The 24,384-nt window shown below is 71.6% G+C and carries 21 protein-coding genes and 1 riboswitch; of the genes, 11 read left to right on the top strand and 10 right to left on the bottom strand.

What is annotated here, in order from left to right:
- Nucleotides 1-161 precede the first annotated feature (161 nt).
- The 3 genes from ACVWWH_RS08705 to ACVWWH_RS08695 form a co-directional block, all read right to left on the bottom strand.
- The gene (locus ACVWWH_RS08705) at nt 162-1,319 is read right to left on the bottom strand and encodes a hypothetical protein (protein WP_457316294.1); all 1,158 of its coding nucleotides are present in this window, start codon (nt 1,317-1,319) and stop codon (nt 162-164) included.
- An 81-nt stretch (nt 1,320-1,400) separates the two neighbouring features.
- A complete protein-coding gene (locus ACVWWH_RS08700) occupies nt 1,401-2,369 on the bottom strand; it encodes a hypothetical protein (protein WP_457316293.1) in 969 nt (322 codons plus the stop codon).
- Nucleotides 2,370-2,469: 100 nt separating this feature from the next.
- Nucleotides 2,470-3,543 (bottom strand): Gfo/Idh/MocA family protein, encoded by a 1,074-nt coding sequence (locus ACVWWH_RS08695; RefSeq protein ID WP_457316292.1) that lies wholly within the window; start codon nt 3,541-3,543, stop codon nt 2,470-2,472.
- A 110-nt stretch (nt 3,544-3,653) separates the two neighbouring features.
- On the opposite strand from ACVWWH_RS08695, the gene ACVWWH_RS08690 reads away from it, so the two are divergent.
- Nucleotides 3,654-5,534 carry a heavy metal translocating P-type ATPase gene (locus ACVWWH_RS08690; RefSeq protein WP_457316291.1) on the top strand — a complete coding sequence of 627 codons (1,881 nt, stop codon included), beginning with the start codon at nt 3,654-3,656 and terminating at the stop codon, nt 5,532-5,534.
- A gap of 13 nt (nt 5,535-5,547) precedes the next feature.
- On the opposite strand, the gene ACVWWH_RS08685 is transcribed toward ACVWWH_RS08690, so the two are convergent.
- The 4 genes from ACVWWH_RS08685 to ACVWWH_RS08670 all read right to left on the bottom strand — a co-directional run bounded on the left by ACVWWH_RS08685 (nt 5,548) and on the right by ACVWWH_RS08670 (nt 10,965).
- On the bottom strand, nt 5,548-6,648 hold the full coding sequence (locus ACVWWH_RS08685; RefSeq protein ID WP_066496817.1) for a substrate-binding domain-containing protein: 1,101 nt from the start codon (nt 6,646-6,648) through the stop codon (nt 5,548-5,550).
- Nucleotides 6,649-6,760: 112 nt separating this feature from the next.
- Nucleotides 6,761-8,053, bottom strand: coding sequence for a multiple monosaccharide ABC transporter permease (gene mmsB, locus ACVWWH_RS08680; RefSeq protein ID WP_457316290.1), 1,293 nt, complete (start codon nt 8,051-8,053; stop codon nt 6,761-6,763).
- Nucleotides 8,054-8,070: 17 nt separating this feature from the next.
- Entirely contained in the window at nt 8,071-9,615 is a 1,545-nt protein-coding gene (mmsA, locus tag ACVWWH_RS08675) for a multiple monosaccharide ABC transporter ATP-binding protein (RefSeq protein ID WP_066496819.1), read from the bottom strand.
- Between the two features lie 156 nt (nt 9,616-9,771).
- Nucleotides 9,772-10,965, bottom strand: coding sequence for an ROK family transcriptional regulator (locus ACVWWH_RS08670; protein ID WP_066496823.1), 1,194 nt, complete (start codon nt 10,963-10,965; stop codon nt 9,772-9,774).
- A gap of 95 nt (nt 10,966-11,060) precedes the next feature.
- On the opposite strand from ACVWWH_RS08670, the gene ACVWWH_RS08665 reads away from it, so the two are divergent.
- Nucleotides 11,061-11,582 (top strand): gamma carbonic anhydrase family protein, encoded by a 522-nt coding sequence (locus tag ACVWWH_RS08665; RefSeq protein WP_457316289.1) that lies wholly within the window; start codon nt 11,061-11,063, stop codon nt 11,580-11,582.
- Nucleotides 11,583-11,641: 59 nt separating this feature from the next.
- Here ACVWWH_RS08665 and purU read toward each other — a convergent pair whose 3' ends face one another.
- Nucleotides 11,642-12,490, bottom strand: a complete 849-nt coding sequence (gene purU / locus ACVWWH_RS08660; RefSeq protein ID WP_447421488.1) for a formyltetrahydrofolate deformylase — start codon at nt 12,488-12,490, stop codon at nt 11,642-11,644.
- 54 nt (nt 12,491-12,544) lie between these two features.
- Entirely contained in the window at nt 12,545-13,657 is a 1,113-nt protein-coding gene (locus ACVWWH_RS08655; protein WP_457316288.1) for an NAD(P)-binding domain-containing protein, read from the bottom strand.
- Nucleotides 13,658-13,727: 70 nt separating this feature from the next.
- Nucleotides 13,728-13,814, top strand: a riboswitch (ZMP/ZTP riboswitch).
- Nucleotides 13,815-13,917: 103 nt separating this feature from the next.
- On the opposite strand from ACVWWH_RS08655, the gene glyA reads away from it, so the two are divergent.
- From glyA to ACVWWH_RS08630, 5 genes are all read left to right on the top strand, one after another.
- On the top strand, nt 13,918-15,210 hold the full coding sequence (gene glyA / locus ACVWWH_RS08650; RefSeq protein WP_066496828.1) for a serine hydroxymethyltransferase: 1,293 nt from the start codon (nt 13,918-13,920) through the stop codon (nt 15,208-15,210).
- Between the two features lie 8 nt (nt 15,211-15,218).
- Nucleotides 15,219-16,124: a bifunctional methylenetetrahydrofolate dehydrogenase/methenyltetrahydrofolate cyclohydrolase gene (locus tag ACVWWH_RS08645; RefSeq protein WP_457316287.1), complete on the top strand. Its 906-nt coding sequence runs from the start codon at nt 15,219-15,221 to the stop codon at nt 16,122-16,124.
- A 198-nt stretch (nt 16,125-16,322) separates the two neighbouring features.
- Nucleotides 16,323-17,465: a sensor histidine kinase gene (locus ACVWWH_RS08640; protein WP_457316286.1), complete on the top strand. Its 1,143-nt coding sequence runs from the start codon at nt 16,323-16,325 to the stop codon at nt 17,463-17,465.
- Nucleotides 17,462-18,130: a response regulator gene (locus ACVWWH_RS08635; protein ID WP_457316285.1), complete on the top strand. Its 669-nt coding sequence runs from the start codon at nt 17,462-17,464 to the stop codon at nt 18,128-18,130. Before ACVWWH_RS08640 ends, ACVWWH_RS08635 begins: the two co-directional genes overlap by 4 nt.
- 158 nt (nt 18,131-18,288) lie before the next feature.
- A complete protein-coding gene (locus ACVWWH_RS08630) occupies nt 18,289-18,627 on the top strand; it encodes an SHOCT domain-containing protein (protein ID WP_447421493.1) in 339 nt (112 codons plus the stop codon).
- Nucleotides 18,628-18,844: 217 nt separating this feature from the next.
- Here the strand turns inward: ACVWWH_RS08630 and ACVWWH_RS08625 are convergent, their stop codons facing one another.
- Entirely contained in the window at nt 18,845-20,230 is a 1,386-nt protein-coding gene (locus ACVWWH_RS08625) for an MFS transporter (RefSeq protein WP_457316284.1), read from the bottom strand.
- Between the two features lie 196 nt (nt 20,231-20,426).
- Here ACVWWH_RS08625 and ACVWWH_RS08620 point away from each other — a divergent pair, with 196 nt between their 5' ends.
- From ACVWWH_RS08620 to ACVWWH_RS08605, 4 genes are all read left to right on the top strand, one after another.
- Nucleotides 20,427-21,431 (top strand): LysR substrate-binding domain-containing protein, encoded by a 1,005-nt coding sequence (locus ACVWWH_RS08620; RefSeq protein WP_457316283.1) that lies wholly within the window; start codon nt 20,427-20,429, stop codon nt 21,429-21,431.
- Nucleotides 21,432-21,514: 83 nt separating this feature from the next.
- Nucleotides 21,515-22,453 (top strand): ABC transporter ATP-binding protein, encoded by a 939-nt coding sequence (locus tag ACVWWH_RS08615; protein ID WP_457316282.1) that lies wholly within the window; start codon nt 21,515-21,517, stop codon nt 22,451-22,453.
- Complete coding sequence (locus ACVWWH_RS08610) at nt 22,446-23,297, top strand: ABC transporter permease (protein ID WP_457316281.1); 852 nt, start codon at nt 22,446-22,448, stop codon at nt 23,295-23,297. Before ACVWWH_RS08615 ends, ACVWWH_RS08610 begins: the two co-directional genes overlap by 8 nt.
- Entirely contained in the window at nt 23,294-24,124 is an 831-nt protein-coding gene (locus ACVWWH_RS08605; protein ID WP_066496841.1) for an ABC transporter permease, read from the top strand. The genes ACVWWH_RS08610 and ACVWWH_RS08605 overlap by 4 nt, the downstream gene beginning before the upstream one ends.
- Nucleotides 24,125-24,384: the final 260 nt, after the last annotated feature.

The raw sequence follows: 24,384 nt of genomic DNA, 5'->3' as shown, positions 1-24,384 counted from the left end.
GGCGCCCCGCGCCCGAGGTGAACTCGTCACCCCGGGCGCGGGGCGCCGTCGTGCTCTGTCCGCCGACGCCGGGCCGGGGCCGCCGGGTCCCACCGGTCGTGATGCCCCAACTCACCACGTCCGGTCGGGACGGCAGCCGCGGCCCGGCGCCGGAGGACGCATCAGGCCACCGCGGTGGCAGGGCGGCGGCGCAGCACCAGCCCCGTTCCGAGGCCGGCGCCGGCACCGAGCAGCAGGCCGAGGCCCGCGAGGACCATCGCGAGCGTCAGGCTCAGGCCGTCACCCGCGTCCTGAGCGAGCGACGCCAGGCACACCCCCGGAGCCTGCGCGGCCTGCGGCGCCCCGGAGGGCGCGTTCGTCTGCGTTCCCGCTACCGCGTTCGGCCGGGACCCACCCGTACCGGTGGCGGGGAGAGGACCCATTGCCTGGCCCGAGCCGGCAGTCAACCCAACGGTTGGACCAGCTAGGGTGCCCGCGTCGGATGCCAGGCCGGACCCAAATGGCCCCATGGCCGCTTGCGCTGGGGTCAAAGCGACGTTCGTGCCAGCGGTCGATGTGGGTGCGCCTGTGCCCGTGGCCTGGTCTTCACCGCCCGTGGCCCCCTGCACGTCAGCGGCAGGCGTCGTCACCCCCTGACCTGAGATCAAGCCGGGGCTCCCGAGAAGACCTTGTACAAGGTCGCTCGCGGGCAGCGCCAATCCACCGGTGCCCGTCCCGCTGCCATCCTGGCTTCCGGTCTCGGTCCCGCCGAGCGGGCCCTCGTCGGCCGAGGTGCCACCGAGCAGGGTGAGCGCCGGTCCAGCGTTGCCGTCCGTGCCGGTGCCGGTGCTGCCGAGTACGGTGCTCCCGGTGGTGGCGCCGGTCGGGGCGGTGATGGTCGCCACCGGGTTGCTGGCGGCGCTGACCCCGCCGACGGCTGCCGGTGCAGGGGCGGCGTCCGGGTCGGTGCCCGCGCCAGTTGCGGTCCCGGCTCCGGTTCCGGTGAGGACGGCGCCGGTGGTGGCGCCGGTCGGGGCGGTGACGGTCGCCACCGCGTTGGTGACGGCGCCGACCCCGCCGAGGGTGCCCGATGAGGACCCCGTTCCGCTGGCGGTGCCGCCGACGACGGTGCCGGTGGCGCCGGTCGGGGCATTGAGCGTGAGCACGGGAGCGGTGGCGGCGGTGAGCGGTGAGGTTGTCACCGCGGCGGGCGCGGTGACAACCGCGCTGGGATCTGTGGTGACGGTGGTCGCATCCGCGCTGGCGGCGGCCTGGCCGAGGCCGAGCAGGCCTCCTGCGACCACGGTGCCGAGCATGGCCCGGCGCATCAAGGTATTCACGGTTGTTCTCCTGACAACGATTCGATGGCGCGTTGCGCGCCCGGGACGCATGTGCCTGCACGGGGGCAGACTCGTCCCCTCCTAATCGGGAGTCGAACCGGGATCGAAGGCCGGCAGCGCCGGAAGTGGCGTGGCACGCCGACGCCCGCGCGGACCGGTCCGCCAGGCGAGTGCGAGGGCGAAAGCTGCGGCGGCCAGAGCGGCCGGGCTGGGCCCGGAGCCGGCGGAACCGAGGAGTGTCGCACCCGTGGCGTCGGCGGTGATGGGCAGCACCGGAAGCGCCGGGAAGGTGGGCGACGGCTCACCGGGAAGCACGCCCGCGGCGGCATCGACCATGACCGCCGCTGACACAATGGGACCGCTGACGAGGGTCCCCGCCGCGGAGTCCGCCGTGGCGCCCGTGGGGACGGCGGCGGCCGCCTGTGTGCCAGAGCCCGTCGAGGGGACACTGGCCTCGGCCGCCGGCCCGGAGCCGGAAGCTCCCAGCAGGTCCGTGGTCGAGGCGCTCGGTGTGCCGACGGGAGCGGGCGCCGGGGACGGGACGGGATCCGGTGCCTCGGCCCGCGGAGCTGGCAGGACCGCGGTGGTGCTGTCCACGACGGTCTGGGCCGCGTTGCCCACGGCGTCCACTGTGCTGCCCACGGTGCCCACCGCGCTGCCCATGGTGCCCACCGCGGTGTCGAGGGTGTCCGAGGCCCCGGACACGACAGGGGCGAGGGCGGGGGAGAGCGGCGCGAGAGAGCCGTCGGTGAGCGGCTGCACGGCATCTGCGGTGAGCCCGGCGACGGCGCCGGCCGGGTCGGAGGTGAGTGGCGCCGTCGTGCGCGAGACGGGGTCGCCGTCCGTGTCGCCGACAGCCCGGGTCCCGGCAGCCGGGGGCGCCTGGACGGAAGGAGCCACGACGGAGCCGAGGAGGTCGCCGGGTGGAGGTGCCGCGGCGCTTGCGGCGCCGCCCGAGAGGAGCAACCAGCCCAGGCCGAGGCCCGCGGCCGCCGCGGCATGGCGGGCGAGTACGAGCGCTCGGCTGCGCCAGTCGGCATGGTTGCGCATCCCGCGCCCTCCTCCCCAGTCAGACGGCGGCCCGGATGGGCTGTCCGGCTATCCTAGGAACGTCCGGCGCCGGAGGTCCAGACGCGGGGCCCGGCTTTTTTCAGCCCCGTTCGTCGTTCGGGTAGCTGATGCCGAGCTGGCGGCGGACGCCGTCGAACAGCCGCATCGTGTCCACGCTGTGGCTCCACGGCATCGTCGGGCTCTCCAAGACGCCCTGCTGCACGCACCGGACCACCTCGCGCAGCTCGTACACGTAGCCGCGGCCCACGACCTCGATCTTCTCGGTGCGCGCCGGGTCCCACCCGCGCCTCACCACGAGCTCGGTGGGGTTGTTGACGCTGCCGACGCTCGTGAGGACCCCCTCGGTCCCCGCCACGGTCGCGGTCCGGGGCCCGTGGGCCACCAGTGAGGAGATGAGCGAGGCGAGCTGGCCGTCCGAGTAGGAGAGGGTGAGCACGTTCTGCTCGTCCACCCCGGCGTCGTTGAGCTTCCCGACCGCGGTGAGCGAGTCCGGGAAGCCGAGGGCGCCGACCGCCCAGAGGAGGGGGTAGACGGTCAGGTCGAGCAGGGCCCCGCCCCCGGCCGGCACGTCCCAGAGCCGGCTCGCGGGGTCTTTGGGGGCGGGGAAGCCGAGGTCCGCCGAGACCCACTGCACCTCGCCGATCTCGCCCGACTCGATGATGTCGAAGGCCCTGAGCATGCCGGGCAGGAACCGGCTCCACATCGCCTCCATGAGGAACAGCCCCTTCGCCTCGGCGAGGGCCACGAGCTCCTGCGCCTCGTGGGCGTTGACCGTGAAGGCCTTCTCGACGAGCACGTTCTTTCCGGCCTCGAGGGCGGCGCGGGCCACCTCGTAGTGCTGCCCGTGCGGCGTGGCCACGTAGACGACGTCGACGTCCGGATCCTCGACGAGCTGGACGTAGCCGGGCCGTGCGCCCTCGTCGGAGTACGCGCGCAGGGCCCCGAGTTCGCGGGCGAAGGCGAGCGCACGTTCGTGGACCCGCGAGCTGACCGCGTGCAGCGCCGCGTCCGGGAGGAGGGCGAGGTCCCGCGCGACGGTCCGGGCGATCCCGCCCGTCGCCACCACGCCCCACCGGACCGTGCGCCCGGTCGGCTCGAGCGGATCGTCAGTGGGCTGCAGCGACAGCCACGGCCGCTGGATGTGACGTGTCATGCGCCCATCCTTCCACGGCCCGCGGGGCGGCGGCCGCGGCCACGCGGCGCCGACGTCCGGCGGCCCGTGCCCTGCTGGACGGGCGCCACGGCGGGCGGGAGGATCGGACCATGAGGACGCTCCGTCTCGCCCGCAGGTATCCGATCGTCATCGCTGCCCTCGTCGTGCTGGCGGCTGCCCTGCTCCTCGCCGGCCTCGGCCAGGGGGACGCCGCGCTCATCACGGCGAGCGTGTTCGCCGGCGCGGTGGGTGCCTGGACGCTCGTCACGATGGTCCGGGAGATCCTCCGGGGCCACTTTGGGCTCGACATCCTCGCCGTCACAGCCATTGTCGCGACCCTGCTCGTGGGCGAGTACATCGCCGCCGTGATCATCGTGCTCATGCTCTCCGGCGGCGAGGCGCTCGAGGACTACGCCGCCGGGAGGGCCAAGCGCGAGCTCACCGCCCTGCTCGACCGCGCCCCCAGGGCGGCGCACCGGCAGGCGGCGGACGGGACCGTGGAGGACGTGGCGCTCGAGGAGGTCATGCCGGGGGACCTGCTCGTGGTGCGTCCCGCCGAGGTGGTCCCGGTCGACGGCACCCTCGAATCCCCGGCCGCGACCTTCGACGAGTCCTCCCTGACGGGGGAGAGCCTCCCCGTGGACCGGCTGGCCGGCGAGCCCGTCCTCTCCGGCTCCATCAACGGGACAGGGGCGGCCGTGCTCCGTGCCACGGCCACCGCGGCGGACAGCCAGTTCTCCCAGATCGTGGCGCTCGTCCGCGAGGCCGCCGCGAGCCGGGCGCCGGTGGTGCGCCTCGCGGACCGGTACGCCGTCCCCTTCACGCTGTTCTCCCTCGCCGTCGGCGGGGTCGGCTGGTGGGTCTCCGGCGACCCTCGGCGGTTCGCCGAGGTGCTCGTGGTCGCCACGCCGTGCCCGCTGCTCATCGCGGCCCCCGTCGCCTTCATGGGCGGCATGAGCCGGGCCGCGAAGCACGGCGTGATCGTCAAGGGCGGCGCGGTGCTCGAGCTGCTCTCCCGGGTGAAGACCGCCGCCTTCGACAAGACCGGCACGCTCACGCGCGGGCGTCCCGAGCTCGTCGCGGTCCGGCCCGAGCGCGGGTTCGACGCCGAGCAGCTCCTCACGCTCACCGCCTCCGCCGAGCAGTACTCGACCCACGCGCTCGCCGCCTCCGTGGTCGAGGCGGCCGTGGCCCAGGGGGTCGTCCTCCTCCCGGGCGGGGGAGCGGAGGAGGCCGCGACGAACGGAGTCCTCGCCGAGATCGCCGGCCAGCGCGTCCTCGTCGGCAAGCGGGCCTTCGTGGCGGCCGAGACGGGGCGCCCGATCCCCGAGCCCCCGCTCGAACCGGGGGAGCTGGCCGTCTACGTGGCGGTCGACGGCGCGTTCGCCGGCGTCGTCGTGCTGCGGGACCTCCCGCGGCCCGAGGCCCGCGCCACCCTCGCCCGCCTCGGCGACCTGGGCGCGCGGCACACGGTCATGCTCACGGGCGACGGCGCGTCGACCGCCCACAGCATCGCCTCCCACCTCGGCGTCACGGACGTGCGCCCGGAGCTGCTGCCGCTCGACAAGGTCGAGATTGTCAGGGCAGCCCAGCCGCGCCCCGTTCTCATGGTCGGCGACGGCGTCAACGACGCGCCGGTCCTCGCCGCCGCCGACGTCGGGATCGCCATGGGCGCCCGCGGCTCGACGGCGGCCAGCGAGTCCGCGGACGCGGTGGTGCTCGTCGACGACATCTCCCGGGCGGCGGATGCCGTCGAGATCTCGCAGCGCACCGTGCGGGTGGCGCTCCAGTCCATCTGGCTCGGCATCGCCCTGAGCGTGGGCCTGATGGCGGTAGCCCTCACCGGCCTGCTGCCCCCCGTCGTCGGCGCCCTCCTGCAGGAGGCGGTGGACCTCGCGACCATCCTCAACGCCCTGCGCGCGATCCGCGGAGGACGGCAGACGGCGACGGCGGCCGCCCCCGCAGTGGGGACGGCCGCCGTCAGAGGCTGAGCGCTCGGGGAGACTACTGGGTGAGCTTGCTCAGCGTCGGGTCGTTGGCGTAGGCCTCCTTGGCGTTGGCCTTCGTGACGATCTGGGGCGGCAGCAGGAAGGCCGGGACCGTCTTGACGCCGTTGTTGTAGGACTTGTCGTCGTTGATGTCCGGCTTCTGGCCCGCCTGGAGCTTCTTGACCATGTCGATGGCCTTGGCCACGAGGTTGCGGGTGTCCTTGTTGATGGTCGAGTACTGCTCGCCCGCCATGATGGACTTGACCGACTCGACCTCGGAATCCTGGCCGGTGACGACCGGGACCGGCTTTCCGGCGCTCTTCACCGAGGTGATGATCGCGCGGGCCAGGGTGTCATTCGGGGACAGCACGCCGTCCAGCGGCGCGGAGTTGTAGCTCGCGGCGAGGATGGTGTCCATGCGCTTCTGCGCGTTCTCCGCCTTCCAGCCCTGGGTCACGGCCTGGTCGAAGGACTTCTGGCCCGAGAGCACCTTGAGCGTGCCGTCGTCGATCTTGGGCTGGAGGATGTTCATCGCCCCATCCCAGAAAACCTTCGCGTTGGCGTCGTCAGGGGACCCGGCGAACAGCTCGACGTTGTACGGGCCGTTCGGCTTCTTCGCCTTCATGCCGTCCAGGAGCGCCTGGCCCTGCAGCTGGCCGACCTTGTAGTTGTCGTACGCGACGTAGTAGTCCACCGCGTCCGTGTTCTTCAGGAGGCGGTCGTAGGCGATGACCGTGGCGCCGGCGGCCTTGGCCTGCTGCACCTGGGTGCCCAGCTGGGAGCCGTCGATGGCGCCCACGATGATGACCTTGGCGCCCTTGGTGACCATGGCCGAGATCTGGTTCTGCTGCTCCGAGACGCCACCGTTGGCGAACTGGACATCCGGGTTGAAGCCCGCAGCCTTGAGCCCATCGTTGAACAGCCCCTCCGCGAGGACCCAGTTCTCCGACGTCTTCTGGGGGAGGGCGACGCCGATCGTCGAGCCCGCGGGGAACCCGCCGGTGCCGCCGCTGGCGCTGCTGGAGCTGCTCGACTCCGAGCGTCCGCAGCCTGTCAGTGCGAGCGCCGCGATGGCCACGACGGCCGCGGCCTTTCCTGCCGTACCGAACATGCGCATGGTTTCTGCTTTCTGTGGTTTCCTATGGATCCGGTTGCGGAATCGTGGGGGTCTGGTGGTGCCCGGAAGGGGAGGCGCCGGCCGCGCCCGGGCGCGCGGCCGGCGTCGTGCGTCAGGCGTCCTTGGCGAGGACTTCGCTGGTCTTGGTGGTCTCGTCCGGCTGGAGCGGGGTCCCGGTGGTGCCGGTGCCGCCCCGGCCGCCGCCGGCGCCGCGGAGGAGCAGACCGATGATGGAGCGGCGTCCCTGGGACTTCTGGTAGACGTCGAACGCGACGGCGGCGAGGAGGACGAGGCCCTTGATGATGGCGGTGCGGTCCGCGCCGATGCCGAGGAGCTGGAGGCCGTTGTTGAGCACGGCCATGACGAGGCCACCGACGATCGAGCCGATCACGGTGCCGACGCCGCCGGTGACGGCGGCGCCGCCGATGAACACGGCCGCGATCGCGTCGAGCTCCCAGCCGGTGCCGTCGAACGGGCCGGAGGCGGTGGAGCGGGCCACGAAGACCATGCCGGCGAGGGCGGCGAGGATCGCCATGTTCATCATCACCAGGAAGTTGACCTTCTTGGACTGGACGCCGGAGAGCTCGGCCGCGTGGCGGTTGCCGCCGACGGCGTAGACGTGGCGGCCGATCACGGTCTTGGAGGAGATGAAGCCGTAGATGAGCACGAGGACGCCGAGGATGATGCCCGGGACCGGGAAGGAGGTGCCGGGGCGGCCGGTGGCGAAGAGGTAGGTCGCGTAGAGGATGGCGGCGCTGATGAGCACGAGCTTGGTCACGGTGACCCACAGTTCGGGGACCTCGGCGCCGAGCGCCCTGGCCTCGCGGCGGGAGCGCAGCTCGAAGAAGACCACCGCGGCGACGCCGATGATGCCGATCAGGAGCGTGAGGTTGTTGTACCCGGTGTCCGGGCCGATCTCGGGCAGGTAGCCGGCGCCGATGAACTGGAAGTCCTTGGGGACGGGGACGGTGTTGGACTGGCCGATCCACTGGTTCACGCCGCGGAAGATGAGCATGCCGGCGAGGGTCACGATGAAGGCGGGGATGCCGATGTAGGCGACCCAGAAGCCCTGCCAGGCGCCGATGACCGCGCCGATGACGAGGCCGAGGATGATCCCGACCCAGGAGGGAAGGCCCCAGTCCCGCATCGCGATGGCGACGATGATGCCGACGGCGGCGGCGATCGAGCCGACGGAGAGGTCGATGTGGCCGGCGATGATCACGAGGACCATGCCGATGGCCAGGATCAGGATGTACGAGTTGCCGTTGAAGAGGTTGATCACGTTGTCCGGCGTGAGCGTGAGCCCGCCGGTGAGGATCTGGAACAGGATGATCAGGGCCACGAGGGCGAAGATCATCCCGAACTGGCGGCTGTTGCCGCCGAAGAGCTTCTTGAGGGCGTCCATGGTTGGTCCTTCGTCTCTCAGGCTGCCTTGCGGGCCTGGGTCATGAGCTTCATGAGGCTCTCCTGCGTGGCCTCTTCCTTGGTCAGGACGCCGGTGATGGCGCCCTCGAAGATCGTGTAGATGCGGTCCGAGAGTCCCAGCAGCTCGGGCAGCTCGGAGGAGATCACGATCACGCCCTTGCCCTGGCTGGCCAGGCGCTGGATGATCCCGTAGATCTCGTACTTCGCGCCGACGTCGATGCCGCGGGTGGGCTCGTCGAGGATCAGCAGCTCGGGATCCGTGAACATCCACTTGGCCAAGACGACCTTCTGCTGGTTCCCGCCGGAGAGCTTGGCGACGCCCTCGTCGACGTTGGGGGTCTTGGTCCGCAGCGAGCGGCGGTACTCCTCGGCGACCTGGTACTCGCGGTTGCGGTCGACGACGAGGCCCCGGGTGATCTTCTTCAGCGCGGCCGAGACGGTGGTCGTCTTGATGTCGTCGAGCAGGTTCAGGCCGAGGGACTTGCGGTCCTCGGTGACGTAGCCGAGGCCCGCCTCGATCGCCTGGGAGACGGTGTGCATGCGGACCTCCTTGCCGTTCAGGTAGGTGTGCCCGGAGATGAACTTGCCGTAGGAGTGGCCGAAGATGCTCCGGGCCAGCTCGGTCCGGCCGGCGCCCATGAGCCCGGCGAAGCCGACGATCTCGCCCTTGCGGACGAAGAAGTCGGAGCCCTTGCACACGAGCCGGTCGGCGATCACGGGGTGCTGCACCGTCCAGCCCTTGGCCTCGAACAGGACCTCGCCCACGGTGGGGGTGTGGTCGGGGAAGCGGGACTCGAGGGTGCGCCCCACCATGCCCTTGATGATGCGGTCCTCGTCGACGCCGTCGCGCTTGACGTTGAGCGTCTCGATCGAGCGGCCGTCGCGGATGATCGTGATCTCGTCCGCGATCTGCTCGATCTCGTTGAGCTTGTGGGAGATCATGATCGAGGTGACCCCGCGGCCCTTCAGGCCCACGATCAGGTCCAGCAGGTGCTGGGAGTCGGACTCGTTCAGCGCAGCCGTCGGCTCGTCGAGGATCAGGAGCTTGACGGACTTGTTCAGTGCCTTGGCGATCTCGACCAGCTGCTGCTTGCCGACGCCGATCTCCTTGACCGGGGTGTCGGGATCGTCGGAGAGCCCGACCCGGGCGAGGAGGTCCAGCGACCGCCGGCGGGCCTCCTTCCAGTCGATCACGCCGCGGCGGGAAGGCTCGTTGCCCAGGAAGATGTTCTCCATGATGGACAGCTCGGGGATGAGCGCGAGCTCCTGGTGGATGATCACGATCCCCGCGGCCTCGCTGGCCCGGATGTCCTTGAACTCCTGGACCTGGCCCTGGAAGACGATCTCCCCGGCGTAGCTCCCGTGGGGGTAGACCCCGGAGAGGACCTTCATGAGCGTGGACTTGCCAGCTCCGTTCTCCCCGCAGATCGCGTGGATCTCGCCGGCCTTCACCCTCAGGTTCACGTCCGCGAGCGCTTTCACGCCCGGGAACTCCTTGGTGATGGACCGCATTTCGAGGATGACGGGTTCGTTCGGCGCCATGTGCCCCTTGCCTCCTGGTCATCAGGTCGAACTTCATTGTCCGGCGGCCAAGGATCGGCGCCGTCTGAGTAAAAAGTAAACAATCTCTGCGGTCTTGTCGTCAAGGCTTGAACGCAATCTGAGGGTGGGGCTCCGATTCCCGGGCCCGCCGGACCCTCAGGAGTGGTGGGAGATGTCCGCGTTCTGGAACACGAGTGCGGCCGCCCCCAAGGCCTCCGCACGGGCCCCCAGGGCGGACATCGCGAGGGCGGTCGTCTCGCCCACGAGCGGCACCGCGTGGCGCAGCAGACCGCGCCTGATCGGCTCGAGGAGGATCTCCCCGAGCCCCGCGAGGGGGCCGCCGATGACGATCACCTCGGGGCTGATGAGGTTGGCGACGGCGCCGAGCGCGCGGCCGACCGCCAGCCCGGCGTCGTCGAGCACCCGCAGCACGGCCGCCGAGCCGGCGTGGGCGCGCTGGACGATCTCGTCCGGGGTCATCGGCTCGGGCTGACCCCTGCTGAGGAGCTCCGACATGATGGTGGTCGAGGCCACCGTCTCGAGGCACCCGCGGTTGCCGCAGCGGCACACGAGGCCGTGCTCCACGATCGTCGAATGCCCGATCTCGCCGGTGACCCCCACGTGCCCGTAGAAGGGCGCCCCGTTGATGATGAGCCCTGCGCCGATGCCGGAGCCGATCTTGACGAACATGAGGTTCTCGACCCCGTTGTGGGGCCCCCACGTGACCTCGCTGAGGGCCCCGAGATTGGCGTCGTTGTCGACGAAGACGGGCAGCCCGAGCCGTTCCTCGAGGTGGGCGAGGATCTGGAAGCCGACCCACTCGGGCAGGATCGCGCCCTGCACCACCGTCCCGGTCCGGTGGTCGATCGGGCCGGGGATTCCAGCCCCCACGCCCACGATGTGCTCGCGGCGCACGCCCGATTCGGCCAGCAGCCGGTCGAGCACGTTGACGGCCGCGGTGATGCTCACGTCCGCCTGGTGGCCGAGGGGCAGCATCATGCTCTCCTCGGCCAGGACCTCGTAGGCCAGGTTCGCGAGCACCACCCTCAGGTGCCGGCGCCCGAAGTCGATGCCCACCGCGACCGCCGAGTTGCTGTTGAGCCGGACGCTGAGGGCGCGCCGCCCCGAGCTGGTGGTCGGCTCGGTGGCGACCACGCTCGCGTCGCAGAGCACCTTGACGATGTTGGACACGGTGGCGGTCGAGAGGCCGGTCTGGCGGGAGAGCTCGGCCTGTGTGGCAGGGCCTGCCATGAGGGCCTCCACGATGCGCTGCTCGTTGAGCTTGCGGAGCGCTGACTGGGAGCCGGGGTTGCCGGTGCCGCTCGTCGTCGAGCGCAGGGTGGAGACCATGCCTCACAGCTTGCGCTCTGCCCCCTGTTGTCGTCAAGAAATGAACGCAAGGCGGGTCATCGTCATGGCTCGGAGCGGGCCACTAGTCTGGGGCCATGAGTCCAGTGATCGAATTCGGCGGCAAGTCTCCGGACATCCACCCGAGCGCCTTCGTGGCCCCGACGGCGTCCGTGATCGGCGACGCGCACCTGGCCGACCACTCGAGTGCCTTCTACGGGGTCTCGGTGCGCGCCGACACCGCGACCATCACGGTAGGGGCCGGGAGCAACCTCCAGGACAACGTCGTCCTGCATGCCGACGCCGGGTTCCCCTGCACGGTCGGCGCGGGCGTCTCGGTGGGCCACAACGCCGTGGTCCACGGCTGCACCGTGGAGGACAACGTGCTCGTGGGCATGGGCGCGACCATCATGAACGGGGCCGTGATCGGGGCTGAGTCGCTTGTCGCCGCCGGGGCCGTGGTCCTCGAGGGGACGCAGGTGCCCCCGCGGTCGCTCGTGGCGGGCGTGCCCGCGAAGGTGCGCCGCGAGCTCACCGACGAGGAGGTCCAGGGCCTGTACCGGAATGCCGCGCACTACGTGGACCTCGCCCGGGCCCACCGGCAGGCCAACAGCCGCTGACCCGCCGGCTCTCCGCCGAGGCCACCCGGCAGGGGGCCGAGGTCACCCCGGCGGGCGGGTCAGGCGAAGACCACCGTCCGGTGCCCGTCGAGCAGGACCCGGTGCTCGGCGTGCCACTGCACGGCCCGGCACAGGGTGCGGCCCTCCACGTCGCGGCCCATCTGCACGAGCTGCTCGGCCGTCTTCGAGTGGTCCACCCGGATGACCTCCTGCTCGATGATCGGCCCCTCGTCGAGGTCCGCGGTCACGTAGTGGGCGGTCGCGCCGATGATCTTGACCCCGCGCGCGTGCGCCTGGTGGTACGGCTTGGCGCCCTTGAACGAGGGCAGGAACGAGTGGTGGATGTTGATGGCGCGGCCCTCGAGGGCGCGGCAGAGGCCGTCCGAGAGGATCTGCATGTACCGGGCGAGGACCACGAGCTCGATCTGGTGCTCCTCGACGAGGGCCAGCAGCTTGGCCTCGGCGTCGGCCTTCGTCCCCGCATCCACCGGCAGGTGGACGAACGGCACGCCGTAGAAGTCCGCCATCGGGGCCAGCTCGGTGTGGTTGGACACGACCACGGGCACCTCGATCGGCAGGGTCCCGGCACGCTGCTGGAAGAGGAGGTCGTTGAGCGTCCGGCCGTCCTTGGAGCACATGATGAGGGTCCGCACGGGCTGGCCGCCGGTGAACAGGCCCAGCCGCATCGAGAATGCCTCCGCGACCGGCGCCAGCGACGCCTCGAGCGCCCCGCGGTCCGACTCCGTCTCGACCTCGACCCGCATGAAGAAGGTGCCCGTGTGGGGGCTCTCGTACTGCCGGGACTCGGCGATGTTGCAGCCGGCCTCGAGCAGGGCTCCGGAGACGGCGTGCACGATCCCCGGGCGGTCGGGGCAGGAGAGGGTCACGATGAACCTGTTGCGCTTCACGCGCTCTAGCGTAGCGAGCCCGGCGTGTCGCTCCGGCCGGGGGCGCCCGCCCGCTCAGCGCACGACGGCGCCCGCCTCCGCGCGCTCGGAGGCCTGCCGCAGCAGCCGGGTCGCGGCCAGTGCGGCGGCGCGTCCAGCGCGCGTCGCGCCGATGGTCGAGGCGCTCGCACCGTACCCGACGAGGAACAGCCGCGGTTCCCGGACCACACTCACGCCGTCTGGGCCCATGAGGACGCCGCCGCCGGGCTCCCGCACCCGCAGCGGGGCAAGGTGCCCGAGGGATGCCCGGAACCCGGTGGCCCAGAGGACCGCGTCGAGCTCGAGCGCGGTGCCGTCGGCGAGCACGGCTCCCGTGGGGGTGAGGCGGGCGAGCGGGCCGCGGGAGACGAGCACCCCCGAGCGGATGCCCGCCCGGTACTGCTCCGTGAGGGGCAGCCCGGTCGCGGCGGAGACGCTCAGCGGAGGCAGTCCGGCGCGGGTGCGCTCGCTGACACGCCGCTCGACGTCGGCGCCCCACTCCGCATCGAACGGCGCGTGGGTCCACTGCGGCGGCCGCCGCGTCGACCAGACGGTGCGGGCGCCCGCGGCGTCGAGCTGGAGCAGGAACTGCAGGGCGCTCGTCCCCGCCCCCACGACGAGGACGCGCTGGCCGGCGAACTCCTCGGCCGAGACGAAGTCGTGCGTGTGCAGCTGCCGGCCGCGGAACTGCTCGCGCCCGGGGTAGTGGGGCCAGTACGGCTGGTCCCAGGTCCCGGTCGCCGAGATGACGGTCTCGGCGCGCCACGCGCGCCCGTCGGCCGCGCGCACGAGGAGGGCGGCGCCGTCGTCCGCGTGCTCCACCGCGGCCACGCGGGCGGGGCGCAGCACGGGCAGCCCGAAGGCGCGCTCGTAGCCGCCGTAGTACCGGCGCACGACGGCGGAGGCAGGCTCGTGCGGGTCCGGCGCCTCGAGGGTGAGGCCGGGCAGGGAGTGGAGGTGGTGCGCGGCGTCGAAGGTCAGGGAGTCCCAGCGGTGCCGCCAGGCTCCGCCGGGGCCCTCGTTGGCGTCCAGGACCACGTAGTCCTCCCAGGGCGCGAGGCCACGCCGCTGCAGCCAGTGCGCGGCGCTGAGCCCGGCCTGCCCGGCTCCGATGACCACTGCCGCGAGGGCTTCCACACCGCACTCCATTCGTTGACGAATCAATCACCTAGGGAACGGCGCCGGGCGCCCCGATGTTCCCGGCCGGTCCACGGTAGACTGGCTGCGTCGCGACTGGCGTTGGGTGGATGACCACCGGGGAGCGGCAGACATGGGACACCGCGGATCGTACGCCTGGGCCGGGGTCGTGACGCCGTGCCTTCATGCTCCGCCGCGAGAGTTCCGCCGGGAGCGCGGAGGCCGGTAGCCTGACCAGTAGCCTCCCGCCACCTGACAATCCAGGAGATCCCGTGAGCCCCACCACTCCTCTCGTGTCCGCCGTCAGCAACCTCCCGCTCAGCGAGGTCGATCCCGAGATCGCCGCCGTCCTCGACCAGGAGCTCGGCCGCCAGCGCAACACCCTCGAGATGATCGCGAGCGAGAACTTCGCCCCGCGCGCCGTCATGGAGGCGCAGGGCTCCGTCCTGACGAACAAGTACGCCGAGGGCTACCCCGGCAAGCGGTACTACGGCGGGTGCGAGTACGTCGACGTCGCCGAGAACCTCGCGATCGACCGCGTCAAGGCCCTCTTCGGCGCCGAGTACGCGAACGTGCAGCCGCATTCGGGCGCCCAGGCCAACGCCGCGGCCCTGTCGGCGATGATCAACCCCGGGGACAAGATCCTCGGCCTCTCGCTCGCCCACGGCGGCCACCTCACGCACGGCATGAAGCTCAACTTCTCCGGCAAGCTGTACCAGGTCGCGGCCTACCAGGTCGAGCAGGACACCTTCCGCGTGGACATGGACCGGCTCCGCGAGCAGGCCCTCGCCGAGCGTCCCCAGGTCATCATCGCCGGCTGGTCGGCCTACCCCCGGCACCTGGACTTCGCCGCGTTCCGCTCGATCGCGGACGAGGTCGGGGCGCTCCTGTGGACCGACATGGCGCACTTCGCCGGCCTCGTCGCCGCGGGCCTGCACCCCTCGCCCGTGCCCCACTCCCACGTCGTGACCTCGACCGTGCACAAGACCCTGGCCGGCCCCCGCTCGGGCGTGATCCTGGCCAAGGAGGAGTTCGGCAAGAAGATCAACTCCAACGTCTTCCCCGGCCAGCAGGGCGGCCCGCTCATGCACGTCATCGCGGCCAAGGCCGTGGCGTTCAAGGTGGCCGGCTCCGAGGAGTTCAAGGAGCGCCAGCAGCGCACCCTCGAGGGCGCGAAGATCGTGGCCGAGCGCCTCTCGCAGCAGGACGTGGCGGACGCCGGTGTGTCCGTCCTCACCGGCGGCACGGATGTGCACTTGGTCCTCGTGGACCTGCGCCACTCCCAGCTCGACGGCCAGCAGGCGGAGGACCTCCTCCACGAGGTCGGCATCACCGTCAACCGCAACGCCGTCCCGTTCGACCCGCGCCCGCCGATGGTCACCTCGGGGCTGCGGATCGGCACCCCGGCGCTCGCGACCCGCGGGTTCGGCGCCGCCGAGTTCACCGAGGTCGCCGACATCATCGCCACCGCGCTGAAGGGCGGCGCCGATGCCGACGCCCTCCGCGCCCGCGTCGCGAAGCTCGCCGAGGACTTCCCGCTCTACCCCGGCCACGAGGAATGGTGAGCGGAACGATGACCTCTCAGACAGCGGGCCGTGCCGTCGTCCTCGACGGCAGGGCCGCCTCGTCCGCCATCAAGGAGGAGCTGGCCGAGCGCGTCGCAGCGCTCAAGGCCCGCGGGGTCACCCCCGGCATCGCCACGGTGCTGGTGGGCGCGGACCCGGCCTCGCAGCTCTACGTGGGCATGAAGCACAAGCAGTCCGAGGCGATCGGGATGAACTCGATCCAGCGCGAGCTGCCGGCCGATGCCACCCAGGAGCAGGTCGAGGCCCTCATCGACGAGCTCAACGCGGATCCCGCGTGCCACGGGTACATCGTGCAGCTGCCGCTGCCGAAGCACCTCGACACGGACGCGATCCTCGAGCGGATCGACCCGGCCAAGGACGCCGACGGCCTGCACCCGACCAACCTCGGCCGGCTCGTGCTGAACGTCAGCGGCACGATCGACACGCCGCTGCCGTGCACGCCGCGGGGCGTGATCGAGCTCCTGGCCCGCAACGGCTACGACCTCAAGGGCAAGCACGTGGTCGTGGTGGGGCGCGGCGTCACGATCGGCCGGCCGATCCCGCTGCTGCTGACGCGCCGCGAGATCAACGCGACCGTCACCATCACCCACACGGGCACCACGGACCTGTCGGAGCACCTGCGCCGCGCGGACGTGATCGTGGCCGGCGCCGGCGTCAAGCACATCGTCAGGCCGGAGGACGTCAAGCCCGGCGCTGCCGTGCTGGACGTCGGCGTCACCCGGGAGACGGACCCCGAGACGGGCAAGTCGAAGGTCTACGGCGACGTCCATCCCGAGGTCGCCGAGGTGGCCGGCTACGTCTCGCCGAACCCCGGCGGCGTGGGCCCCATGACCGTGGCGCTGCTCATGACCAACGTGGTCGAGGCCGCCGAGAGGGCAGCCGGCGTCGCCTGATTCTGAAGGTCACCTTCTGGGAATCATCTTCTGGGGGTCACCTTCTGGAAGTCACCTCGTGTGACTCCCAGAAGGTGACCCCCAGATTCGTGTGGGGGCGCCGTCCCGCGGCCCGTACTCCCACGGGAGCAGCCGGGCGGCGCATCTGTGCCTCCCGTACGACGACGGCGGCCCGCCCCCGCGCGTAGGCTCGGCCCCATGCAGGGGTGGAGTGGGGCGCGGCCGCGCCAGGCGTGGGCGCACGGCCGCGCCCCGTGGCCCATCAGGGTCGCGGCCGTCGTGGTGCTCGCCCTCGTGCAGGTGTTCGGCACGCACGGGGCGGCGTTCCGCCAGCCGGGGGCCCGCCCCCTCGATGCCCTCGCGGTCGTCCTCCTCGTGGCCGGTCCCGCGCTCCTGCTCGCGCTCGCCCGCAGGCCAGGCCCCGCTGCCGCCGCCGTCGTTGCGGTGACCCTCGTCTACTTCGGGCTCGGCTACCCGTGGGGTCCCGTGCTCGCCTCGCCGGCCCTCGCCCTCGCGCTCGCGACGGCGGCGGGCGCCCGCCGCTGGACCTGGGCCGCCGGGCTGGCCGTCGTCGCCGCCGCGGCCGCCTGGACCCTGCCCGCCGGCAACTGGCTGGGGGCCGGAGCGGCCGCGGCCTGGACCGTCGTCGTGCTGCTGCTCGGCGAGGGGCTGCGCGTGCGCCGGGAGCGGGCCGCGGCCCGGCGCCGGGAGTGGGAGTCCCACCGCCGCGAGGTCCGCGACCAGGAGCGCCTCGAGCTCGCCCGCGACATCCACGACATCGTGGCCCACTCCCTCTCCCTCATCAACGTCAGGGCGAGCGTCGCCCTGCACCTCGCCGAGAAGAACCCCGGCGAGCTCGTGCCCGCCCTCGAGGCCATCAAGCACACGAGCCACGAGGCCCTCGGCGAGGTGCGCGAGCTCCTCGGTGTGCTGCGCCAGGACGCGCCCGTCACCCCCGAGGACCCGCTCGGCCGGATTCCGGGGCTCATCGAGGATGCGCGGGGGACCGGGCTCGAGGTGACGCTCGACGCGCGGCTGGACCCGCCGCCGTCGTCCTCCATCCAGCGGGTGGTGCACCGCGTGGTCCAGGAGGCGCTCACCAACACCGTGCGGCACGCCGGCGCGCACCGCGCCGACGTGCGGATCGCGCGCGAGGGCGGCCGCGTCGTCGTGGACGTGCACGACGACGGCACCGGCCTCCGCGGGTCCCTCCCCGGCGCGGGGATCACCGGCATGCGCGAACGCGTCGCCTCGCTCGGCGGCACCCTCACGCTCACCGACCGCGGCGGCCTCCAGGTGCACGCGGAGCTGCCCGAGGGGAAGACGGGGGAGGGCCGATGATCCGCATCCTGGTGGTCGACGACCAGGCGCTCCTGCGCGCCGGCTTCCGTGCGCTCCTCGACGCCGAGCCGGACATGGAGGTGGTCGGCGAGGCGGGGACCGGGGCGGACGCCGTGGCCGCGGCGGCGAGGCTCGCGCCCGACGTGGTCCTCATGGACATCCGCATGCCCGGCGGCGACGGGCTCGAGGCGACGCGGTCGATCCTCGCCGCGCCCCCGGACGGCCTGAAGGTCATCATCCTGACCACGTTCGAGCTGGACGAGTACGTCACGGGCGCGATCCGGGCCGGCGCGAGCGGCTTCCTGGTCAAGGACACGGAGCCGGCGGACCTCGTGCGGGCCGTGCGCGCCGTGCACGACGGCGACGCCATGCTCTCGCCGTCCGTCACCCGCAGGCTGCTCGCGCGCCTTGCGGCCGAGCGGACGCCCGCGGCCGAGGCGCCCGCGGTGGACATCAGCGGCCTCACCGAGCGCGAACGCGAGGTCGTCTCCCTGGTCGGCCAGGGCCTCAACAACGCCGAGATCGGCGCGCGCCTGTTCATCACGCCGCTCACGGCGAAGACCCACGTCTCGCGCGCCATGACCAAGCTCGGGTTGCGTGATCGGGCCCAGCTGGTGGTCCTTGCCTACGAGTCGGGGCTGGTGCGGCCGGGCTGGCTCGGCTGAGCGCCGGCGGGCGCGTCCCGGGCGTAGGTCCGCATGATCCCCGCGGAGTAGGCCGCCCCCGCCAGATGACTCCGCGGGGCCGATGCCGGAGCAGGGCCGGCTGAGAAGACTGGAATCAGCGGCTGAAGTCCAGCCGACACAGTCCCAAGGAGACCGCCATGTTCGCCGTCCTCGATGCCACAGCCGCCGCCGACCCGACCGCCCACTGGGCCGGCCCCTGGTTCCCGTGGTTCCTGATCTTCCCGCTGTTCTGGATCCTCGCTCTGGGCCTCTTCTTCTTCATCGGCCGCCGCATGTGGTGGGGGCGCCGCGGGCAGGCGGCGGGCGCCGGGCGCTTCGGTCCGGGCCACTACCCGGGGCCCTTCCCGGCTGGCCCTGCGGCCGCCGAGGAGATCCTGCGTGAGCGCTACGCGCGGGGCGACATCGATGAGACCGAGTACCGCCAGCGCCTCGAGGTCCTCCGCGGCGCCGAGCCGGGACCCTACTACCAGCCCTGAGCCCTGCCGTCTGGGAGGCACCTTCTGAAGGGCAGCTTCTGGGAGTCACCTTCTGAAGGGCAGCTTCTGGGAGGCACCTTCTGAAGGGCAGCTCCTGGGAGGCACCTCCTGTGGGTCGCGACCGAGGGCCGGGAACCGAAGGTCACGCTAGGTGACTCTCAGGACCTGACCCCCAGAAGGTGACTCTCAGGAGGTGACTCCCAGAACGGATGGGCGGTCAGGCCTCCGCGGCCACGGGCTCGGCAGAGCGGTTCGGGCCGAAGACCGTGGCGCCGGTGGCCTGCTCGGCCTCGTGGTCGGGCCCGAGCGGGATGCCCCGCCGGTCGCGCAGGCACAGGACCGCGCCGATCGAGACGAGCGTCGCGACGAGCAGGTAGGCCGAGACCGCGGCAGTGGAGCCGGTGGCCTGCAGGAGCGCCTGGGCGATGGTCGGGGCGAAGGCGCCGCCGAGGATCGCCCCGATGGCGTAGGAGATCGAGACGCCGGAGAAGCGCACCGAGGCCGGGAAGATCTCCGCGTACCACGCGGCCTGGGGGCCGTAGGTGAGGCCCAGGCCGATCGAGAGCAGCACCAGGCCGGCGTAGAGGCCGCCGAGGTTGCCCAGGTTGACGAACCAGAACAGCGGGAACACGATCAGGGCCTGGAAGGCGAAGCCGATGAGGTAGGTGGCCTTCCGGCCGATCTTGTCGGCGAGGATGCCGGCCACGAGGGTGGATACGAACCACATGGCGGAGGCGACGGTGGCCGCGAGCAGCACGGCGGTCGCGTCCATCTTGAGCTTGCTGGTCGCGTAGCCCTGGATGAAGCCGCCGGTGGTCATGTAGCCGACGGCGTTGTTGCCCACGAACACGAGCGCGGCGAGGATCACGAGGTGCCAGTGCTTGCGGAACAGCACGAGGATCGGCACCTTGGTCTGGCGGCCGCGCTCGGCGATCTCGGCGAACACCGGGCTCTCCTCGACGGAGCGGCGCACGAAGTACCCGACGACGATCAGCACGACGCTCAGCAGGAACGGCACGCGCCAGCCCCATTCCAGGAACGCCTTGCCGGGGGAGACCAGGCCGGTCATGATCGCCATGACGCCGGAGGCGAGCAGCATGCCGAGCGGCACGCCGAGCTGCGGGAACGCGCCCGCGAGGCCGCGCCGTTTCGCCGGCGCGTGCTCGACAGCCATGAGCACCGCGCCGCCCCATTCGCCGCCGGCCGAGACGCCCTGGAGGATGCGCAGGAGCAGCAGCAGGACCGGGGCAGCCATGCCAGCCTGCGAGAACGTGGGCAGCACACCGATGAGGGTCGTGGACGCGCCCATGAGGATGAGGGTGATCACGAGCATCGCCCGGCGGCCGATCACATCGCCGAAGTGCCCGGCGAGGAACGCCCCGAGCGGGCGGAAGAGGAACGAGATGCCGACGGTCGCGAACGAGAGCAGCGTGGCGATGTTCGCGCCGGCGGGCTTGAAGAACAGCTCGGCGAAGACGAGGGCCGCGCCGGTGGCGTAGATGAAGAAGTCGTACCACTCGATGGTGGTGCCGATGATCGTCGCGAACGCGACGCGTCGCTGGTTCGCTGCGGCGGAGACGGCGCCGGTGCCGGTGTGCGTCATGGCTGGTGTCCTTGCTGGCCGGCATCGTCGCTGATGCCTCATGGTGCGGCCGGGGCCGCGGGGGAACGGTGATGGCCCTGGCCCGTTCGGGCTCGGGCTCGGAGGTGGCGGTGTGACCATAGTGGCCGACACCACTTCCGAATGTAAACTTCAGATAATCGCCAAAACACTTCGAGTGAACTTATATAGGAGCCCCATGGCGGATGTGACGCTGCGACAGCTCGAGCTCTTCGCCGCCCTGCCCGACCACGACACGCTCAGCGCGGCCGCGGTCTCCCTGCACATCTCGGAATCGGCGCTCTCCCAGGCCATCACGAGCCTCGAGAAGACCGTGGGGGAGCAGCTGTGCGTGCGCCGCAAGGCCCGGGGCCTCGCGCTCACGCCGGCGGGGCAGCACTTCGCGGTGCAGGCCCGCCGCATCCTCGCGGACACCCGCGAGCTCGTCCTCGATGCGCGGCGGGGCGACGAGCTGCGCGGGCCGGTGAAGCTGGGATGCTTCGCGAGCTTCGCCACCAGCATCGTCCCCGCCCTCCTGGATGGCTTCCCGCGCCGGCATCCGGGGGTGGACCTCGAGATCACGGTCGGCACCAACGACGACCTGCTCCCGGCGCTCGACTCCGGCCGCCTCGACCTCGCCATCATGTACGACATGTTCCTGCCCGTGGGCTACAGCCGGCGCGAGATCTACGCGACCGAGCTCCAGGCGCACCTGCACCCCGACCACCCCCTGGCCTCCCGGGACGCCGTCGACCTCGCAGACCTCGCCGACGAGCCGCTGATCCACTACGAGGCGAGCCCCAGCACCGTCAACACCGTCCAGGCCTTCGCTGCCCGCGGGCTGGCGCCCACCATCGCTGCGAGGGTGCCGCAGATCATCCTCGTGGAGGCGCTCGTGGGCCGCGGGGTGGGCTACGGGCTGCTTATGTCGCGCCCCAACGTCCAGCCCGCAAGCGTCGAGGGCCTTCCGGTGGCGGTCCGGCCCCTGGACCCGCCCGCGACCCGCACCCACGTCGTGGCCATCTGGCCCGAGGACATGGCCCTCACCCCGCGCGCCACCGCGCTCCTGGACTACGCCGTCGAGAAGCTCGGCTCATACGGGCGCCCCGAGGCGCACGACGGCGCGTCCCCGGCTCGCGCTGCCGGCCCGCCCGCCGCGGGGGAGCCGGCGCCGCCGCCCGAGGGGGCGCCCCCGTTGTTGTGAAAGATTCGTTGCGGAACGTGGGGGACCGTACTAGGCTGCGACCTGTGTCACATTCCGCCTTTGCAACTGCCGGGGGGTCAGCCGTGAGTGAGGCAGGCAGGCGGACCGTCATCCGCGCCGAGCAGCTCGTGAAGGCCTACGGCGAGTTCCGCGCCGTCGACGGCGTCAGCTTCGAGGTCCCTGCCGGCGAGTCCTTCGGCCTCCTCGGGCCCAACGGGGCCGGGAAGTCGACCACCATGCGCATGATCGGCGGCGTCACCCAGCGCACCGGCGGCAAGCTCGAGATCATGGGCCTCGACCCCGAGCGCCAGGGGCCGGAGGTCCGCGCACACCTCGGCGTCGTGCCGCAGCAGGACAACCTCGACGAGGAGCTGCGGGTCCGGGACAACCTCATCGTCTACGGACGCTACTTCGGGCTCCCGATGGACTACCTGCGCCAGCGCGCCGACGAGCTCCTCGCCTTCGCCCAGCTCGAGGACAAGGCGGGCGCGAAGGTCGATTCGCTCTCCGGCGGCATGAAGCGCCGCCTTACCATCGCCCGCTCCCTGGTCAACGAGCCCAAGATCCTGCTCCTCGACGAGCCCACCACCGGCCTCGACCCGCAGGCGCGCCACGTCCTGTGGGACCGCCTGTTCCGCCTCAAGGAGCAGGGCGTCACGCTCGTGCTGACCACGCACTACATGGACGAGGCCGAGCAGCTGTGCGACAGGCTCATCGTCGTGGACAAGGGCCGCATCATGGCCGAGGGCTCGCCCGCCGCGCTCATCCGTGAGCACTCGAGCCGGGAGGTGCTCGAGGTGCGCTTCGGCGCGGAGCGGAATGCCGCCGTCGTCGGCCAGCTCGAGGGCGTCGGCGACCGCGTCGAGGCGCTGCCGGACCGCGTGCTCGTCTACGCCGCGGACGGCGAGCGGGCGCTCGAGCTCATCCGGGCCCGCGGGCTGCACCCCCTCACCTCGCTCGTGCGGCGGGCCTCGCTCGAGGACGTCTTCCTGCGCCTGACGGGACGGTCGCTCATTGACTGATGCCGCACGGACCCGGCTCGCGGCGCACGCCCCGGAGGTCTCGGCGGCCAAGGCGCGCCGCTGGGGCTCGTTCTACTTCGCCGAGCACGTGCTCCGCTCGATGCGGGCCTACCTCGTCACGATCGTCGTCACGAGCGTCGGGAATCCGCTGCTGTACCTGTTCTCGATGGGGGTGGGGCTCGCCTCCATCGTGGACAGGAGCGCCGGCGGGGCGCATGGCGCGTTCGGCGGCGTGGGGTACCTCCCGTTCGCCGCCCCGGCCCTGCTCGTCTCGAGCGCCGTCATGACCAGCGCCAACGAGATGATGTTCCCCGTCATGGATGGGTTCAAGTGGCGCCGGTTCTACTACGGCCCGCACGTCACGCCGCTCGTGCCGGGCCAGCTGGCCGCGGGCCACATCATGGCCGTGGGGGTGCGCCTGACACTTCAGTGCCTCGTGTTCTTCCTCATCATGCTCGCGTTCGGCGCCGCCCCGGGTCCGTGGGCGTGGCTGCTCGTGCCGATCGGGGTCTTCGCCGGGATGGCCTTCGGCGCGCCGCTCATGGCCTACTCGGCACACATCGAATCGGAGAACTTCCAGTTCTCGATGATCCAGCGCTTCATCGTCATGCCCCTGTTCCTGTTCTCCGGCACGTTCTACCCGCTCGCGACCATGCCGGTGGGCATGCAGTGGATCGGCTGGATCTCGCCGCTGTGGCACGGGAACGAGCTCGGCCGGATGGCCTCCTACGGCCTGAGCGAGCCGGGCTGGCTCGTGGCGGTGCACGTGCTGTACCTGGGCGCGCTCGGTGCCGTGGGCATCTGGTGGGCGCGGAGGAACTACGCGAAGAGGATGGGCAAGTGAGCGCCCTGACGGACGAGGACTACGCGATCACGGAGGGCGGCCGTCCCCTCGGGGCCCTGTACGCGGGCAACGCGCGCGCCGTGATCGAGCGCGGGTTCCGGGTCATCAAGAGCCAGAACTGGATCATCCTCGTCTCCGGATTCTTCGAGCCGGTGTTCTACCTGCTCTCGATGGGGATCGGGCTCGGCAGCCTGGTGGGAACCGTCACCGGGCCCGGCGGCGCGCCCATCTCCTATGCGGCGTACATCGCGCCCGCACTCCTGGCGGTCTCCGCCATGAACGGGGCCATCTACGACTCCACGTGGAACGTGTTCTTCAAGATGCACTTCGGCAAGCTCTACCAGGGCATGCTCTACACGTCCCTCGGCCCGCTCGACATCGCGATGGGCGAGATCTTCATGGCCCTGTTCCGCGGCTTCCTCTACGCGCTGGGCTTCACCGGCGTCATGGGCGTCATGGGCCTCATCACCACCCCGTGGGCGCTCCTGCTCGTGCCGGCGTCGGTGATGGTCGCCTTCGGGTTCGCGTCCTTCGGGATGGCCGTCACGAGCTACATGAAGACGTTCCAGCAGATGGACATGATCACGTTCGTCATGCTGCCCATGTTCCTGTTCTCCGCGACGTTCTACCCGCTGTCGGTCTATCCGGTGCCGGTGCAGTGGATCGTGCAGGCCTTTCCGCTCTGGCACGGCGTGGAGCTCATGCGGCAGATCAGCATCGGGGCGTTCAGCTCCGCCACGGGTGTGCACCTGCTCTACTACGCGGTCATGATCCTGGTGGGGGTCGCCTTCACGACCGGCCGGCTCCGGTCCCTGTTCCTGCGCTGACGGCCGGGGGCATCCTTCCGCCCGACCCGCCCTCGAGCCCCGTTTCGGGTACGCATCTCGTCGCCCTTTCGGGCTTTCGGGTACGCACGACGGCGGGTGCCCGACCCGCGCGGGCCGGGCACCTGCCGTCGTCCCCGCCGCCTGCGTACCCGAGACGGGGAAAGCGCGACTGTGAAGTCTCGGGACTGAATGGACACTTCTGTCTCAGGTGAGTGTGGACAGTGTGTCTCACGAGTCCGTGGACACTTCGGGCCTCTGAT

It is taken from the genome of Sinomonas sp. RB5 (assembly GCF_054063535.1).
The sequence above is the reverse complement of the archived record's forward strand: the minus strand, read 5'-3'. Positions and strand labels throughout refer to the sequence as shown.